The sequence below is a fragment of the Blastococcus sp. TF02A-30 genome (assembly GCF_003319185.1).
Lineage (GTDB): Bacteria > Actinomycetota > Actinomycetes > Mycobacteriales > Geodermatophilaceae > Blastococcus.
In genome coordinates this window covers 680,056-695,453 of sequence record NZ_QOHJ01000001.1, presented here as the reverse complement: position 1 = coordinate 695,453, position 15,398 = coordinate 680,056, and the positions used below count along the sequence as shown (strand labels likewise).

The following is a 15,398-nucleotide window of genomic DNA, read 5'->3' as shown; positions in this document are numbered from 1 at the left end:
TCAGCGCGCCTCGACCAGGACGACATCGGTCGGGGTGGCCCCGGCGGGTGCGGTGTCCCCCGGAGCGAATCCGGCGATCCCGGCCGCGACGGCCAGCGTGACCGCCAGCAGGCGGACCGACCGCAGCACGTCCCGGCTCATCGTCGAACTCCTCCCACCGCTCCCGCCGGGGCGCGTCCCCCGTGCAGTGAGGACTCTGCCGCCCGAACCGCAGGGCACCCGCGCGGGAACCGCAAGAAATCCGCAGGACGCGCGTTCCCGCGGGAACGTCGCTCTCGAGGTGGTCCTACCTGCCCAGCGCCCGGGCCGCCGCGGTGCGGAGCTCGACCGCCAGCGCCGCCTCCGCGTGCTGGTCGGTGCGGACGACGACGACGCGCGGCCCGCCGAGCCCCAGCGCGGCCTGCAGCTCCTCCGGCGTCGAGACGAGCGACGCGGCCCACCCCAGGGACGACGCGACCGCGACGAGGTCGCGTCCGTGCGGCGTCCCGAAGACCCGGCGGTAGTCCGACGCGTACCGCTCCTGGCCCGGCTCCAGCTGGGCGAAGATCCCGCCGCCGTCGTTGTCCGGCACCACCACGGTCAGGTCGGGCACCCGTTCCCCCTCGCCCACCAGCAGCCCGGTGAGGTCGTGCAGGAACGTCAGGTCGCCCATCAGCGCGAACGCCGGCCCCCGGTGCACCAGCGCGGCGCCGATCGCGGTCGAGATCGTCCCGTCGATGCCGGCGACGCCCCGGTTGGCCAGCACCGTGACGTCCGCCCGGGGCACGGCGAGCCGGTCGACGTCGCGGACCGGCGTCGACGAGCCGAGCACCAGCAGCGCCCCCGAGGGGAGCCCCGCCACCACGTCGCGCGCCACCCGGGCGGCGGTGAGGGCCGCCGATCCGTCGAGGGCCGCGTCCACCGCCGCCCCGGCTCGCTGGGCCGCCGACCGCCAAGCGGACACCCACCCCGCGTCGGGCGTGCCCTCGACCGCCGCCAGCACGCGTGACACCCGGCCGCTGGACCGCACCGCGTCGGCCCAGCGGGGGAAGGCGCTGACCGTCTCCACCGTCACCGACGGGTCGGCGAGCAGCGCGTTCACCGGCCGGGCCAGCGTCGGACGCCCCACCACCAGCACGTGCTCGGGGCGGTGCGCGGCCAGCCAGCCCGCCGCACCGAGCTGCAGCACGCCACCCCTCAGCGCGCCGGCCCGGCCCCAGGCGCCGCTGCTGGGCTCGGCCACCACCGGCCAGGGGAAGTCGTCCTCCAGACCCTGGGCCGGCCCGTCGCCCGCGACGACCAGCGTGCGCGGGGGCAGCCGGTGGGCGGTCGCCGCGAAGCCGGGGGAAGGCAGCGCCGCGGTCCACGGCGCACCGGCGGGTCGCCCCGCCCAGGGTCCGGCCGGCTCCACGCCGCCGTCCTCGGGCAGCAGCGGCTCGCGCAGCGCGAGGTTCAGGTGCACCGGGCCCGGATCGTCCGAGAGCGCGCCCGTGGCGACCGCCAGCGCCTTCGCGACCAGCGAGCGCCAGTAGCGGTTCTGCGCCTCCTCCCGCCCGGCCTCGGGCACGCCGACGTCCACGGCCCACCGCACGGCGCCGCCGTACAGCCCGGCCTGCTCGATGGTCTGGTTGGCGCCGGTGGCGCGCAGCTCCGGCGGCCGGTCCGCGGTCAGCGCGAGCAGCGGCACCCCGCTCTCGTGCGCCTCCAGCACCGCGGCGTGCAGGTGCGCGGTCGCCGTCCCGGACGTCGTCACCACCGGCACCGGGCGGCCGGACGCCTTGGCCAGGCCGAGCGCCAGGAAGGCCGCGGTCCGCTCGTCGATCCGGACGTGCAGCGCCAGCCGGCCGTCCCGCTCGGCGGTGGCCAGCGCCAGCGCCAGCGGCGCGGACCGGGAACCGGGCGCGAGGACCGCGTCGGTGACGCCGCCGCGCAGCAGCTCGTCGACGACGACGCGGGCGAAGGCGGTCGAGGGGTTCACGCCGCGCTCACCGCCGCCAGCCGCGCACCCCAGCGCGCGGCGGTGACCGCGTCGGCGGCGACCGCGTCCAGCCGGTCGGGCTCGGGCCGCACGACCGGCAGCGCGCCGTCCACCGGCAGCAGCGGGGACGACGAGACGTCGTCGGTGAAAAGCGCGACCGTGGCCAGCCCGCACGCGAACGGCAGCTCGGGCAGCGCGGCGGCCAGCGCGACCCCGGCGGCGATGCCGACCGACGACTCCAGCGCCGAGCTCACCACGCAGGGCAGCCCGTGCGCCTCCGCCACCCGCAGGGCCGCACGCACCCCGCCCAGCGGCTGCACCTTGAGGACGACGACGTCGCCGGCCTCGCGCAGGTCGACGGCGAGCGGGTCGGCCGAGCGGCGCACCCCCTCGTCCACCGCGACGCGGACGTCGATCCGGCGGCGCAGCGCGGCGAGCTCCTCGAGCGTGGCGCACGGCTGCTCGACGTACTCGAGCCCCACGGCGTCGTCGAGCTCGCGGATGCGGGCCACCGCGGTGCCGACGTCCCAGGCGGCGTTGGCGTCGACCCGGATCGCACCGGACGGGCCGAGCGCGTCGCGGACGGCCTCGACCCGCGCGAGGTCGTCGGCCGCCGTCTGCCCCGGCTCGGCGACCTTGACCTTGGCCGTGCGGCAGCCGGACGCGGCCGCGATCGCGTGCGCCCGCTCGGCGTCGACCGCGGGGACGGTCACGTTGACCGGCACCGAGCCGCGCACCGGCGCCGGGAACCCCTCCGTGGCGGCCTCGACGGCGGCGGCCCACCAGCGGCGGCTCTCGACGACGTCGTAGTCCCAGAACGGGGAGAACTCGCCCCACCCGGCGGGTCCGCGCAGCAGCACGCCGTCGCGGACGTCGATGCCGCGGAAGCGGGTGCGCATGGGCACCGACCAGACCCGCGCCTCGAGCGCCGGCCCGGTGCCGCCGACGGGCGCAGGGATCACACCGCCCAGGGTACGGGGGCAGGGTCGTAGGCTTGCCCCTCGTGGCTGCGTACCTCTCCCCCGTGGCCGCCGCGGACCTCAGCACCGACCACCTCCGCGCCGCCCTCGACGGCGAGCGCCCCCTCGCCGTCCTGCCCGCGGGTCCGCCCGCCGTCGTCGACGCCGCCCGCGCCGTGCTGCGCCCCGAGGAGCCGCTGGAGCCCGGGGCGGACCTCGTCGTCGTCACCTCCGGTTCCACCGGCGGCGGCCGTGGCGTGCTGCTCTCCGCGGACGCCGTGCGCGCCTCGGCCACCGCGACCCTGCAGCGGATCGGCGGGCCGGGGAGCTGGCTGCTCGCGCTGCCGGTGTCGGCGATCGCCGGGCTCCAGGTGCTCGCCCGGGCCGCGCTGGCCGACCGGCCGGTCGCCCGGCTGGCAGGGGACGAGCCGCTCGCCGCGGCCGTGGCGCGGATGCCGGGCGACGACCGCCGCTACACGTCGCTGGTCCCCACCCAGCTGCGCCGCTTCCTCGACACCGAGCCCGACGCCCTGCGCGCGTTCGACGCGGTCCTGGTCGGCGGCGCGGCGACCGACCCGGCGCTGCTCGACCGCGCCCGCGCCGAGGGCGTCCGGGTCGTCACCACCTACGGGATGACCGAGACCGCCGGCGGCTGCATCTACGACGGCGAGCCCCTCCGCGGCGTCGACGTCCGGGTCGCCGACGGGATCGAGCTGGCCGGGCCCGTGCTGGCGCGGGGCTACCGGCTCGACCCGGCGGCGACCGAGGAGGCGTTCGCCGGCGGCTGGTTCCGCACCCGCGACGCCGGCACGCTGACCGACGGCCGGCTCACCGTCCTGGGCCGGCTCGACGACGTGGTCATCTCCGGTGGGGTCAACGTGGCGCCGGCCGCGGTGGAGGCCGCGCTGCGTGAGCACCCGGCCGTCGCCGACGCCGTCGTCTTCGGCCGGCCCGACCCCGAGTGGGGGCAGCGCGTGGTCGCCGCCGTCGTCCCGTCCGGGCCGCTGCCGGAGCTCCATGAGCTGCGCGCCTGGGTCACCGAGCGGCTCGGCGCCCCCTCCGCACCGCGGGCGGTGCACCCGATCCCCGCCGTCCCGACCCTGCACACCGGCAAGCCCGACCGACGCGCCGCCGCGGCGCTGACCCCGGAGGTCTGATGGCCACCCCCGCCCAGTGGCTGGCCGGCGCCCGCCCCCGCACGCTGCCCGCCGCGGTCGCCCCGGTGCTCGTCGGCACCGGCGCGGCCGCCGCGCTCGACGGCTTCCGCCTCTCCACCGCGCTGCTCGCGCTCCTCGTCGCCCTGGCCCTGCAGGTCGCGGTGAACTACGCCAACGACTACTCCGACGGCACGCGCGGCACCGACGCCGACCGGGTCGGGCCCATGCGGCTGGTCGGTTCGGGCGCGGCCGCGCCGCGGCAGGTCCTGGTCGCCGCGCTGCTCTCCTTCGCGGCGGCCGGTGCGGCCGGGCTGGCGCTGGCCGCGCTGTCGAGCTGGTGGCTGGTCGCCGTCGGCGCCGTCTGCATGCTGGCGGCCTGGACGTACACCGGCGGGCCGATCCCCTACGGCTACCGGGCCCTGGGCGAGGTGTTCGTCTTCGTCTTCTTCGGCCCCGTCGCCGTCGTGGGGACGACCTACGTGCAGACCGGCACCCTGCCCGCCCTGGCGTGGGCGGTCTCGCTGCCGCCCGGCCTGCTGATCGTGGCGATCCTGGTGGTCAACAACCTGCGTGACATCGAGGGCGACGCAGCCGTCGGCAAGCGCACCCTGGCCGTGCTGCTCGGCGATCGCGGCACGCGGCTGCTCTTCGCGGGGCTCTTCGCCGCCGCCTTCGCCGTCGTCGTGGTGGTGGGAATCGACCGGCCCTGGGCGCTGCTGACCCTGCTGGCCGCACCGCTGGCCGTCCCACCAGCACGTACGGTGCTCACGGGCGGGCGGGGGCCGGCCCTCATCGGCGCGCTGGCGGGCACCGGGCGGCTCACCCTCGTCACGGGGGTGCTCCTCGGCGCCGGGCTCGCGCTGAGCGGATGACGCCTGGCTGAACCACCCGGGAGGGAACTGCGATGGCCACCGCCGAGGAGCTGCAGACCGCGGTCGACGAGGTCATCTCCGAGGGGGTGCGCCGCGGGCTGCTGCACAACCACGTCGAGGACGACGGCCTCGACGGCCGGCACGTCACCGTCCTCGGCCGCCGGCTGGTGAACTTCGGCTCCTGCTCCTACCTCGGGCTGGAGACCGATCCGCGGCTCAAGGCCGCCGTGCGCGACGCCGTCGACCGGTTCGGCACCCAGTTCTCCTCGTCCCGCGCCTACGCCTCGGCGCCGCTGTACCGCGAGGCCGAGGAGAGCCTGGCCGGGCTGTTCGGCCGGCCGGTGGTCGTGACGCCGTCGACGTCCATGGGCCACCTGGCCACCATGCCGACGCTGATCACCGGCAGCGACGTGCTGCTGCTCGACCACCAGGTGCACCACTCCGTGCAGACCGCGGCCAAGCTGGTCCAGGCCGGTGGGGTGCCCACCGAGCTGATCCCGCACAACGATCTGCGCACGCTGGAGAAGCGGCTGCAGGGCCACCCCGATCGACGGGTCTGGTACGCCGCCGACGGGCTCTACTCCATGTACGCCGACTTCATGCCCGCCGCGGCGCTCGACGAGCTGGCCGCCCGGTACGAGAACCTCTGGCTCTACGTCGACGACGCGCACGCCGCGTCGTGGACCGGCCGGCACGGCCGCGGCCACGCCCTCGAGCACCTGTCCCCCGCCACCCTGGCGCGGACCGTCGTGGCGGCGTCGCTGAACAAGTCCTTCGCGGCAGCCGGCGGCGCCATCACCTTCCCCGACGAGGAGTCCCGCCGGCTCACCCTCACCGTCGGCGGGCCGCTGATCTTCTCCGGACCGGTGCAGCCGCCGATGCTGGGCGCCGTCCTCGCCTCGGCCGAGCTGCACCGCACGCCCGAGATCGCGGCCCGGCAGGAGCTGCTCCGCGACCGCATCCGGTTGTTCAACCGGCTGGCCGCCGAGGCGCGGCTGCCGCTGGTGTCGGACTCGGAGGCACCGATCCGGTACGTGGGCGCCGGCACCGCGGCCGTGGCCTACCGGCTCACCGAGCGGCTCCGCGAGAGCGGCTTCTTCACCAACACCGCCACCTTCCCCGCCGTGCCGGCCAAGCGCTGCGGCGCCCGGCTCACGTTGACCGCCCACCACACCGAGGACGACGTCGCGGGCGTGGTGGCCGCGCTGGCCGAGCACCTGCCGGCGGCGATCGCCGAGGAGGGCGCCACGGTCGACGACCTGCGCCGCGCCTTCGCCCGCCAGCTGCGCGGCCGCCCTCCCGTGCTCCCCGAGCAGCGCACCGCGCCGCCGCGCCCGGCGCTGACCCTGGAGCGGCACCGCACGATCGACGACCTCGACACCGCCGAGTGGGACCGGCTGCTCGGTGACCGCGGCGCCTTCGATGCAGCCGGGCTGCGGGCCCTGGAGGCGGTGTTCGGCACCGGCGGCGCGGGAGCGGCCGGCCAGACGGAGGACGCCTGGGACTTCACCTACCTCGTCGTCCGCGACGCCGACGGCACCCCGGTGGCCGCCACCTTCCTCACGACGGCGCTGTGGAAGGACGACATGCTCTCCCCCGCCCACGTCTCGCGGGAGGTGGAGCGGCGCCGCGCCGAGGACGCCTGGTTCCTCACCTCCCCGATGGTCGCGACCGGCTCGCTGCTCACGGAGGGCGACCACCTCTACCTGGACCGCTCCCGCGACTGGCGGACGGCGCTGCGGGTGGTGCTGCAGGCCGCGCGGGCCGAGGAGGACGCCGCGGGCGCCGCCGCGGTCGTGCTGCGCGACCTGCCCGACGACGACGAGGAGCTGCACGCCTTCCTGCTCGGCGAGGGGCTGATCCGCATCCCGGTGTGGGAGAGCTGGGAGCGCGAGGTCGACTTCGCCGACGACGAGGGCTTCCTCGCCGGGCTCACCCGCAAGCACCGCTACCACCAGCGCCACCACGTCCTCGCGTGGGAACCGCGGTTCCGGGTGGAGGTGCTCGCCGGCGGCAGCCCCGAGGCCCTGGCCTACCCGGACGAGCGGCGCCAGCACCTGTACCGGCTGTACCGGGCGGTGCACGCCCGCTCGTTCGAGCTGAACGTCTTCCCGCTGCCGCGGCGGGTCGTCGACGCGGTGCTGGAGCACGCGGGCTGGGAGGTCGTGCTGCTGCACCTGGACGAGGCGGGGCCGGAACCGGTCGCGTTCGCCGCGCAGCACGTGGGCGCGACGCACGTGGCACCGGTCTTCGTGGGCCTCGACCACGCCTGGGTGCCCACGCACCACAGCTACCAGGTGCTGCTGCTGCAGGCGCTGCGCTCGGCCACCCGGCACGGGGCGGCCCGGGTGCTCTACGGGATGAGCGCCGGCCTGCACAAGGCCCGCTTCGGCGCGCGGCCGGTGAAGCACTGGGCCTACGTGCAGGCGACGGAGACCTACAACTCCGACGTCCTGGCGCACCTGGCCGAGAGCGTGCCGGCGACCGGCTGACCTGCCCGGCGGTCAGCCCGTGGGCTGCTCGCCGCTGAGCCGGGTGCGGAGGTCCTCCTTGGCCGCGCGCCGGGCGGCGCTGCGGGCGACCAGGGCCTCGGTCAGCCGCTCGCGGGAGGTCTTCAGCAGCAGGTAGGCGACCGGCATCGACAGCAGCAGCCCGAAGAGCATGCCGGAGAAGAAGTCCAGGCCGAGCTGCCACAGGATCAGCGTGAGCAGGGCCCAGATGCCGAGCCGGCCGACGGTGTGGATCACCAGCCAGGGCAGCACCTTGGGCGGCGCGGCCGGGCCGCCTGCCGGGCTCGCGGGGGTCGTGCTCTCAGCCATGACGGCCCTCCCACTTCGTCGACAGCACCACCGTGGTGCGGGTGCGCGCGACACCTCTGATCCGGTTCAACGCGTTGACGGTGGCCTCGAGTGCCGGGATGTCCGCCACACGCACCTTGAGCACGTAGCCCTCGCTGCCGGCCACCCGCCAGCAGTCCTCGATGCCGGGGACCTCCCGCATGGCCGCCTCGAGGCCGGTGTCGTCGACCGAGTCGCTCTCGATGACGCCGATCAGCGCGGTGACGTCCAGCCCGACCGACGACGGGTCGATGACGGCGCGGTAGCCGCTGATCACCCCGGCCGCCTCCAGCTTGCCGACCCGCTCGTGCACGGCCGGCGAGGACAGCCCCACCTGGCGGGCGAGCTCGGCGTAGCTGGCCCGCCCGTTGGCGCGCAGCAGCTCGATCAGGTGCCGGTCCACGGCGTCGATGATGGATCTCCGTCCTGCTGGCGGACGAGCGCTGAGGTCCCGGCCGCATCGGTCGGCACCGAGTATCGCCGCGGTCGTACGCTGGTGACGACAGAGGGGGTGGGGACCGTGGTGTTCCTCGTCGTGCTGCTGGTCGCCGTCGTCGTGGTGGTGCTGGTCATGCGGGCCGCCGCATCGCCGGGCGGTGGGTTGCGCTCGCCCCGGCCGCCGCGCCGGCCCCGTCCGCAGCGCCCCACCCGCCCGCTGGCGCCGGACGACGACCCCGAGTTCCTCCGCGAGCTGGAGCGCCGGGCGAAGCGGGACGACGGCTCCCCCACGTAGCTAGGCGGCGCGGCTGATCCCGAACAGCCGCCGCCAGCCCCGTCGCGCGGCCGGTGCAGGTGCCGGCTCGCCGGGCCCACCCTCGTGCTGACCGCGGGAGGGCCCGCCCTCCCGGTCGAGGTCGCCGGGCCAGCCCAGCCCACCGCCGCCGGGTGCCGGCGGCTCCGGCCAGCCGACCTCGCCCTCGGACGAGGAGTGGTCGGTGCCCTCGCGGTGCGCACCCCCGGCCTCCGGCGCGCGGCCGGCCAGGGCCGCCGCCACCAGCGGGTCCACCCCTGAGCCGTCAGCCGCCGCGTGCCTACCCACGGTGACCTCCGGTCGAGCGCTGTCCACGGGCCGTCATGGCTGCATGGAAGCACGATCCGCCGACATCCGTCAGCACCGGGCCGCGCGGCGCGCCCCCGCGGTGCTCACCCACGGTGAGCACCGCGACCGGCGTCAGACCCCGCCGTAGCTGTGCAGACCGCTGGAGACCAGGTTGACGAAGGTCAGGTTGAAGACCATGACCACGAGGCCGACCACGTTGACCCACGCCGCGGGGCGGCCCCGCCAGCCGGCGGTCGTCCGGGCGTGCAGGTAGGCGGCGTAGATCACCCAGGCGATGAACGACCAGGTCTCCTTGGGGTCCCAGCCCCAGAACCGGCCCCAGGCGCTCTCCGCCCAGATCGCCCCGGCGATGACCGCGAAGGTCCAGATCGGGAAGCCGAAGACCGCGGTGCGGTGCGCCAGCCGGTCCAGCGCCGCCGACGACGGCAGCCGCGAGACGAACCCGGTGCCCTGCTCCTCGACCGGCTTGGCCTCGTCCTTGACGCGCACCAGGTACAGCACGCTGGCGATGCCGCTGACCAGGAAGATGCCGAACCCGAGGATCGCGGCGGTCACGTGGATGCCCAGCCAGCTCGACCGCAGCGCGGCGACGAGCGGGGCGCCCTCCACGTACAGGAACAGCCCGATGCCGACCATGCCCAGCACGACCGGGGCCAGCACGAAGACCCCGATGTGCCGCAGCGCCGGCGAGCGCACCGCCAGCACGGTGTAGACCACGACGGCGACCAGCACGACCGCGGTGGCGAACTCGTACATGTTGCCCCAGGGCAGCCGGTCGGTGGCCAGCCCGCGGCACAGCAGCACCGCCGCGTGGGCCAGCGCGGCCAGGACGGTGACGCCGATGGCGATCAGGCCCCACCGCTCACCCCGGCGCGAGCGTTCCGCGGTCGGGGCCTCGTCGGCGCCCCCGGTCGGGGTGGCGACGCCACCGGCGGCCACGAGCTCCCGGGTGCGCGCCGGGCGGCGGCCGAACGCCAGCTGGGCGCAGAACGACACCAGGGCCACCGAGTACAGGGCGACGGCGACCGAGAAGAAGGTGTCCGACAGGTCGAGGAGCGACTGGTCAGGAGTCACGCGGGGGGACCTCCGGTTGCGGTGCACGGGTGCGGGCGGCCGCGCGGGCGGCCAGGGCGGCGCTCAGCTCGTCGCTGAGGGCCTGGAAGCGCGGCCCGCTCTCGCCGCTGCCCCGCGTGAGCGAGGCCAGCGTGAGCACGGTACCGCCGCCGGTCGGTGCCGGGGCGACCCGGGCGAACACCCGCTCCCGCCGCAGCAGGAGCAGGCCGAGCAGCCCGGTGAGCAGCGCGATGGCCGACACCAGCACCCAGACCTGGCCCGGGTCGTGCGAGTACTGCAGCGCGGCGAACTGCTGGAAGCCGCTGAAGGTCACGACCGTCCCGTCCGGGAGGGTCAGCGACTCGCCCAGCGAGAGGTTGGCCGCACCGACCTCGGCCAGGCGGCCGCGCTCGATCTGGCTGGCGTCGAGGCTGTACACCGACTGCGGCAGCCCGGAGTCCAGGCCGAGGTAGCCCTGGTAGGCCACGATCGCGACCTGCGGGTCCAGCGGCCGGGGGTCGACCGAGGTGAGGATGCCGCCCTGCACGAGACCGGTCGGTGCGAAGAAGCCCTCCAGCGCCAGCTGCTCGTCGCTCTCGGCGCCGACGTCGGGCAGCTTCAGGGCGCCCTCGCTGGCCATCGTCCGCTGGTCCGACGGCAGGAACGGCACCGAGACGTCGGTGATCGCGGTGCCGTCGGGCAGCGTCACGCTGAACGTCGGGCTGAACCCGTGCCCGGTGACGTAGAGGCGGTCGCCGTCGGAGCGCAGCGGGTCGTTCACGCCGATCGTCGTCGGGCGGCCCTCCTCGCCGGGGGCCCCGTAGGTGATGTCGGCGGTGAACTTCGACGCGGTCAGGTCCGGCTCGTACTCGGCGCGGAAGTCCTCGAGGTCGACGCAGACCGGCGACAGGTCGCCGCTGTCCACCAGGGGGCCGGCCGAGTAGGTGTCGTACTGCTGGAACGAGTTGCAGAACCCCTGCCCCTCGGTGACCAGGATGCTGCCCTCGTAGCCCCAGAGCTTGCCCCCGGCCAGGCCCAGCAGCAGCGCGATCAGGGAGAGGTGGAACAGCAGGTTGCCGGTCTCCTTGAGGTAGCCCTTCTCGGCCGAGACCTCCGGGCCGTCCCTCCCGTCGCGGCGGACCACCCGGTACCGCCGGACCCGCAGCTCCTCCTCGACCACGTCGAGGGCCGCACCCGGCTCGAGCGGCGTGGTCACCTCGCCGGAGTCGGGCAGCCGCAGCAGCCGGCGGGGGGCGGCCGGAGGGGCCGCGCGCAGCGAGCGGGCGTGCTCGACCGCGCGCGGGACCACGCAGCCGATCAGCGAGGTGAACAGCAGCAGGTACACCGCGGCGAACCACGGCGAGCTGAAGACGTCGAACAGGTACAGCCGGTCGAGCACCGGCGCCAGGTCCGGGTGGTCGGCGAAGTACTGCCGCACGTTGGTCTGCGACAGCGACCGCTGCGGCAGCAGCGAGCCGGGGACGGCGGCCAGCGCCAGCAGGAACAGCAGCACGATGGCGGTGCGCATCGCGGTGAGCCGCCGCCACAGGGCGAGCAGCCGGCCGGTCAGCCGGCGGCCGGCGGAGGGTCGCGGGGGCGGGGGCGCCTCGGCGGGCGGGCGCGGCGGGGCGGTGATCGTCACAGCGAGGTCTCCGCGAGGCCGCTGGAGGCCAGCCAGGAGCGTAGCCACTCCATCATCTCGGTCCACGCGCCGGTGAGCAGGAGCAGGCCGACGACGACGAGCACGGCGCCGCCGAAGCGGGTCACCTCGCGCGCGTGCCGGCGCAGGAAGGAGGTCGCCCCCAGCGCCCAGCGCGCACCCAGCGCCACGAGCACGAAGGGGACGCCCAGCCCCAGGCAGTACGCGACCGAGAGCAGCGCGCCGCGGCCGGCGGTCGCCTCGGAGAACGCCAGCGAGTACACCGCGCCGAGCGTGGGCCCGAGGCAGGGCGTCCAGCCCAGGCCGAACACGATCCCGAGCAGCGGGGCGCCGGCCAGCCCGGCGGCCGGGCGGACCGACAGCCGGGAGGTCCGCTGCAGCAGCGGCAGCCAGCCGAGGAAGCCCAGGCCGACCACGACGGTGATCGCGCCGAAGACCCGGTTGAGGACCTCGGCGTGCTCGAGCATCAGCCGGCCCAGCCCGCCGAACGCGGCGCCGAAGGCGACGAACACCGCGGTGAAGCCGAGGACGAACAGCAGCGCGCCGAGCACCATGCGGCCGCGCGGGGCCCGCTCGTCGGTGCGCACGGCGGTCGCGGTGGCACCCGGGGCCGGAGCGGCCGCCGTCGCGCGCGCCCCGGAGCCGACCAGCCCCGCGACGTAGGAGAGGTAGCCGGGCACGAGCGGCAGGACGCAGGGCGAGGCGAAGCTGATCAGCCCGACGAGCGCGGCGACCGCGGCGGCGACGAGCAGCGGGCCGTCGGTGACCAGGCCGGCGAAGGTGTCCCCCACGTCAGCTCCCCTCCGCCAGCACCCGGTCGAGCACGCTGCGCAGATCCTCCTGGGAGACCTCCGCCGTGTACACCGCCGCGACCCGGCCCTCGGTGTCCAGCACGATCGTCGAGGGGATGGCGTTGGCCGGGTAGTCGCGGAACGCCAGGGCGACCTCGCCGCGCGGGTCGTAGAGCGACGGGAACGCGATGTCGAACCGGTCCACGAACGCGTCGGCGAACTGCTGGTTGGTCTCCTTCACGTTGATCCCGAGGAAGCGCACACCGGCGTCGGCGTACTCGGTCGACACCTCGCTGAACTCCGGAGTCTCGACGCGGCAGGGCGCGCACCACGAGCCCCAGAAGTTGACGACGGCGACGTCGCCGGTGAGCTCGGTGGAGTCGAAGGCGTCGCCGTCGAGGAGGGTGCCGGAGAACTCGGGGGCCGACGCGCGCTCCTCGGGCGGGATGACCTCGCCGCGCGGCGTGCCCTGGACGAAGCGGAACTCACCGCCGTTGTTGACCGCGACCTGGTCGTCGCCGGTCGAGCAGCCGGCGAGGAGGAGCGCCCCGGCCAGCAGGGCGAGCGCGGGCCGCCTCATGCGCCCGGTACCGCGTCGGGGTCGGTGGCGCCGGCCGGTTCCGCGTACCCGACACCGGTGACGCGGTCGCCGTCGTAGGTCACCGAGGTGACGCTGGCCAGCGCGCACTGCCGGCGGCGCGGGTCGTGCAGGTAGCGGCGGCCCTCCAGGTGCAGCCGCAGCGTCCAGATCGGCAGCTGGTGGCTGACCAGCACCGCCTCGTGGCCGCGGGCGGCGTCGCGCGCGGCCTCGACGGCGGCCAGCATCCGGGCGGCGATCTCGACGTAGGGCTCGCCCCACGACGGCTGGAACGGGTTGCGCAGCTTCCACCAGTTGCGCGGCGCGCGGAACACGCCCGCTCCCCCGGCGACGGCCATGCCCTCGAAGGCGTTGCCGGCCTCGATCAGCCGGTCGTCGGTGCCGATCGGCAGGGCGAAGGCCGCGGCGAGAGGGCCGGCGGTCTGCTGGGCGCGCTCCAGCGGGCTGGACACCAGGTGCGTGACGTCGTGCCCGGCGAACCAGGCCGCGGCCCGCTCGGCCATGCCCTCGCCGGCGGTCGACAGCCGGTACCCGGGGAGCCGGCCGTAGAGGACGCCGTCGGGGTTGTGCACCTCGCCGTGGCGCAGCAGGTGGACGGTGGTCTCCTCGCTCACGACGACCGCTCGCTCTCGACCGGGCCCGTCGCCGCGCCGTCGGCGGCCGCGGCCGCGCGCGCCGCCGCGGGCAGCGCCTCGAGCACCCGGTCCAGCGCCTCGCCGGACAGCGCGGCGTTGACGAACCACGCCTCGAACGCCGACGGCGGCAGGTACACGCCGCGGGCGAGCAGCGCGTGGAAGAAGGCGGTGTAGCGGCCGGTGTCCTGGGTCTTCGCGTCGTCGTAGTTGCGCACCTGGCGCTCGTCGGGCACGAAGAAGATCGAGAACATGCTGCCGGCCTGCTGCACCCGGTGCGGGACGCCGGCGGCGAACAGCGCCGCGCTGGCCGCGCCGCGCAACACGGCGGCCACCTCGTCGCAGTGCGCGTAGACCTCGTCGGTGCAGTGCCGCAGCGTCGTGAGCCCGGCGGCCACGGCCACCGGGTTCCCCGACAGCGTGCCGGCCTGGTAGACCGGCCCGGCCGGGGCGAGGTGCTCCATGAGGTCGGCCCGGCCGCCGAACGCCGCCGCCGGGAGCCCGCCGCCCATGACCTTGCCGAAGGTGAAGAGGTCGGCGTCCACCGGCTCGAGGCCGTACCAGCCGGAGCGCGAGACGCGGAAGCCGGTCATGACCTCGTCGAGGACCAGCAGCGCGCCGTGCGCGGCGGTGATCCGCCGCAGCGCGGCGTTGAAGCCCGGGTCCGGCGGGACGACACCCATGTTGCCGGCGGCGGCCTCGCTGATCACCGCGGCGATCTGCGCGCCGCGCTCGGCGAAGACCGCCTCGACGGCGGCGACGTCGTTGTAGGGCAGCACGACGGTGTCGGCGGCCGCGCCGGTGGTCACGCCGGGGGTGTCGGGCAGGCCGAGGGTTGCGACGCCCGAGCCGGCCGAGGCGAGCAGCGCGTCGACGTGCCCGTGGTAGTTGCCGGCGAACTTCACGACCAGCGGGCGGCCGGTGACGCCGCGGGCCAGCCGGACGGCGGAGAGCACCGCCTCGGTGCCGGAGTTGACCAGCCGCACCCGTTCGACCGGCGCCATGCGCAGGCGGATCTCCTCGGCCAGCTCGATCTCGCCCTCGGTGGGCGCGCCGAAGGTGAGCCCGCGGCGGGCGGCCGTGGTGACGGCGTCGAGGACGGCGGGGTGCGCGTGCCCCAGGAGCAGCGGCCCCCACGAGCCGACGAGGTCGACGTAGCGCCGTCCGTCGGCGTCGGTGATCCAGGGGCCGGAGCCCTCGACCATGAACCGCGGGGTGCCACCGACGGCGCCGAAGGCGCGGACCGGGCTGTTCACCCCGCCGGGGGTGACGGCGCGGGCCCGGTCGAACAGGCCGGCCGACACCGGGGCCTCGTAGGGGTGGGTGGAGCTGTCCAGCGAGGTCACGCGTCCAGTGTCCCTTCTCTTCCTGGGCGGTCGTCGGAGGCGTCCGACACAGCGTCGAGCAGGGCCGCGCGCAGCGCCCCGGGATCCCGCGTCGGCACCAGCACGGTCCGCCCCTCCCGCAGCCGCAGCGGCAGGCCGACCCGTCCGCGGGGCAGCGCCCAGCCACCGCCCAGCACCGGGGCGCCGGCGTCCACCCCGCCCCCGACCGCGGTCAGGTGCGCGGCGTCGACGTCCGCGAGCGCGACCTGCTCCCGGCCGACGGCCAGCCCGTCGCGGTCCACCCGGACGGTCCAGACCCGGCGGGCCGACAGGCAGCCGATGGCGACCACCCCGGGGACCGTCACCAGGGCCAGCGCCCACAGCAGCGGCGGGACGTCGCCCCCGGGCAGCGCCAGGTCCAGGACGAGGAAGAGCCCGAGGGCCCCGGCGACCGCCCAGAACGGTCGCCAGGAGCCCCCGGGCTCGACGTACGGCAC

17 protein-coding genes are annotated in these 15,398 nt (G+C 76.1%); 4 read left to right on the top strand and 13 right to left on the bottom strand.

Annotated elements, in window-relative coordinates:
- The 3 genes from DQ241_RS20495 to DQ241_RS03340 all read right to left on the bottom strand — a co-directional run bounded on the left by DQ241_RS20495 (position 1) and on the right by DQ241_RS03340 (position 2,919).
- Positions 1 to 141, bottom strand: coding sequence for a hypothetical protein (locus DQ241_RS20495; protein ID WP_158545865.1), 141 nt, complete (start codon positions 139 to 141; stop codon positions 1 to 3).
- A 145-nt stretch (positions 142 to 286) separates the two neighbouring features.
- Positions 287 to 1,957, bottom strand: coding sequence for a 2-succinyl-5-enolpyruvyl-6-hydroxy-3-cyclohexene-1-carboxylic-acid synthase (gene menD, locus DQ241_RS03345; RefSeq protein ID WP_113828691.1), 1,671 nt, complete (start codon positions 1,955 to 1,957; stop codon positions 287 to 289).
- Entirely contained in the window at positions 1,954 to 2,919 is a 966-nt protein-coding gene (locus DQ241_RS03340; RefSeq protein WP_233492176.1) for an o-succinylbenzoate synthase, read from the bottom strand. Before DQ241_RS03340 ends, menD begins: the two co-directional genes overlap by 4 nt.
- A gap of 41 nt (positions 2,920 to 2,960) precedes the next feature.
- On the opposite strand from DQ241_RS03340, the gene menE reads away from it, so the two are divergent.
- Genes menE through DQ241_RS03325 form a run of 3 tightly spaced genes read left to right on the top strand, consistent with a single transcriptional unit; the run spans position 2,961 to position 7,437 of the window.
- The gene (gene menE / locus DQ241_RS03335) at positions 2,961 to 4,073 is read left to right on the top strand and encodes an o-succinylbenzoate--CoA ligase (protein WP_113828690.1); all 1,113 of its coding nucleotides are present in this window, start codon (positions 2,961 to 2,963) and stop codon (positions 4,071 to 4,073) included.
- Positions 4,073 to 4,945, top strand: coding sequence for a 1,4-dihydroxy-2-naphthoate polyprenyltransferase (locus DQ241_RS03330; RefSeq protein ID WP_113828689.1), 873 nt, complete (start codon positions 4,073 to 4,075; stop codon positions 4,943 to 4,945). The genes menE and DQ241_RS03330 overlap by 1 nt, the downstream gene beginning before the upstream one ends.
- Before the next feature lie 32 nt (positions 4,946 to 4,977).
- Positions 4,978 to 7,437 (top strand): hypothetical protein, encoded by a 2,460-nt coding sequence (locus tag DQ241_RS03325; protein ID WP_113828688.1) that lies wholly within the window; start codon positions 4,978 to 4,980, stop codon positions 7,435 to 7,437.
- A 12-nt stretch (positions 7,438 to 7,449) separates the two neighbouring features.
- Here the strand turns inward: DQ241_RS03325 and DQ241_RS03320 are convergent, their stop codons facing one another.
- The gene (locus DQ241_RS03320) at positions 7,450 to 7,764 is read right to left on the bottom strand and encodes a DUF4229 domain-containing protein (protein ID WP_113828687.1); all 315 of its coding nucleotides are present in this window, start codon (positions 7,762 to 7,764) and stop codon (positions 7,450 to 7,452) included.
- Positions 7,757 to 8,185: an Lrp/AsnC family transcriptional regulator gene (locus DQ241_RS03315; protein WP_233492175.1), complete on the bottom strand. Its 429-nt coding sequence runs from the start codon at positions 8,183 to 8,185 to the stop codon at positions 7,757 to 7,759. Before DQ241_RS03315 ends, DQ241_RS03320 begins: the two co-directional genes overlap by 8 nt.
- Positions 8,186 to 8,278: 93 nt before the next feature.
- On the opposite strand from DQ241_RS03315, the gene DQ241_RS03310 reads away from it, so the two are divergent.
- A complete protein-coding gene (locus DQ241_RS03310) occupies positions 8,279 to 8,515 on the top strand; it encodes a hypothetical protein (protein WP_233492174.1) in 237 nt (78 codons plus the stop codon).
- Here the strand turns inward: DQ241_RS03310 and DQ241_RS03305 are convergent, their stop codons facing one another.
- From DQ241_RS03305 to DQ241_RS03270, 8 genes are all read right to left on the bottom strand, one after another.
- The gene (locus DQ241_RS03305; protein WP_113828685.1) at positions 8,516 to 8,788 is read right to left on the bottom strand and encodes a hypothetical protein; all 273 of its coding nucleotides are present in this window, start codon (positions 8,786 to 8,788) and stop codon (positions 8,516 to 8,518) included.
- A gap of 165 nt (positions 8,789 to 8,953) precedes the next feature.
- Complete coding sequence (gene ccsB / locus DQ241_RS03300; protein ID WP_113828684.1) at positions 8,954 to 9,916, bottom strand: c-type cytochrome biogenesis protein CcsB; 963 nt, start codon at positions 9,914 to 9,916, stop codon at positions 8,954 to 8,956.
- Positions 9,906 to 11,537: a cytochrome c biogenesis protein ResB gene (locus DQ241_RS03295; RefSeq protein ID WP_113828683.1), complete on the bottom strand. Its 1,632-nt coding sequence runs from the start codon at positions 11,535 to 11,537 to the stop codon at positions 9,906 to 9,908. Before DQ241_RS03295 ends, ccsB begins: the two co-directional genes overlap by 11 nt.
- Positions 11,534 to 12,346: a cytochrome c biogenesis CcdA family protein gene (locus tag DQ241_RS03290; RefSeq protein ID WP_113828682.1), complete on the bottom strand. Its 813-nt coding sequence runs from the start codon at positions 12,344 to 12,346 to the stop codon at positions 11,534 to 11,536. Before DQ241_RS03290 ends, DQ241_RS03295 begins: the two co-directional genes overlap by 4 nt.
- A 1-nt stretch (position 12,347) precedes the next feature.
- A complete protein-coding gene (locus tag DQ241_RS03285; protein WP_113828681.1) occupies positions 12,348 to 12,926 on the bottom strand; it encodes a TlpA disulfide reductase family protein in 579 nt (192 codons plus the stop codon).
- Positions 12,923 to 13,558 (bottom strand): histidine phosphatase family protein, encoded by a 636-nt coding sequence (locus DQ241_RS03280; protein WP_113828680.1) that lies wholly within the window; start codon positions 13,556 to 13,558, stop codon positions 12,923 to 12,925. Before DQ241_RS03280 ends, DQ241_RS03285 begins: the two co-directional genes overlap by 4 nt.
- Positions 13,555 to 14,922 (bottom strand): glutamate-1-semialdehyde 2,1-aminomutase, encoded by a 1,368-nt coding sequence (gene hemL / locus DQ241_RS03275; RefSeq protein WP_113828679.1) that lies wholly within the window; start codon positions 14,920 to 14,922, stop codon positions 13,555 to 13,557. The genes DQ241_RS03280 and hemL overlap by 4 nt, the downstream gene beginning before the upstream one ends.
- Complete coding sequence (locus DQ241_RS03270; protein ID WP_113828678.1) at positions 14,919 to 15,398, bottom strand: hypothetical protein; 480 nt, start codon at positions 15,396 to 15,398, stop codon at positions 14,919 to 14,921. The genes hemL and DQ241_RS03270 overlap by 4 nt, the downstream gene beginning before the upstream one ends.

Coding starts and splice junctions, on each gene's coding strand:
- DQ241_RS20495 (WP_158545865.1), bottom strand. CDS start 141: ATGAGCCGGGACGTGCTGCGGTCGGTCCGCCTGCTGGCGGTCACGCTG.
- DQ241_RS03330 (WP_113828689.1), top strand. CDS start 4,073: ATGGCCACCCCCGCCCAGTGGCTGGCCGGCGCCCGCCCCCGCACGCTG.
- DQ241_RS03325 (WP_113828688.1), top strand. CDS start 4,978: ATGGCCACCGCCGAGGAGCTGCAGACCGCGGTCGACGAGGTCATCTCC.
- DQ241_RS03320 (WP_113828687.1), bottom strand. CDS start 7,764: ATGGCTGAGAGCACGACCCCCGCGAGCCCGGCAGGCGGCCCGGCCGCG.
- DQ241_RS03285 (WP_113828681.1), bottom strand. CDS start 12,926: ATGAGGCGGCCCGCGCTCGCCCTGCTGGCCGGGGCGCTCCTCCTCGCC.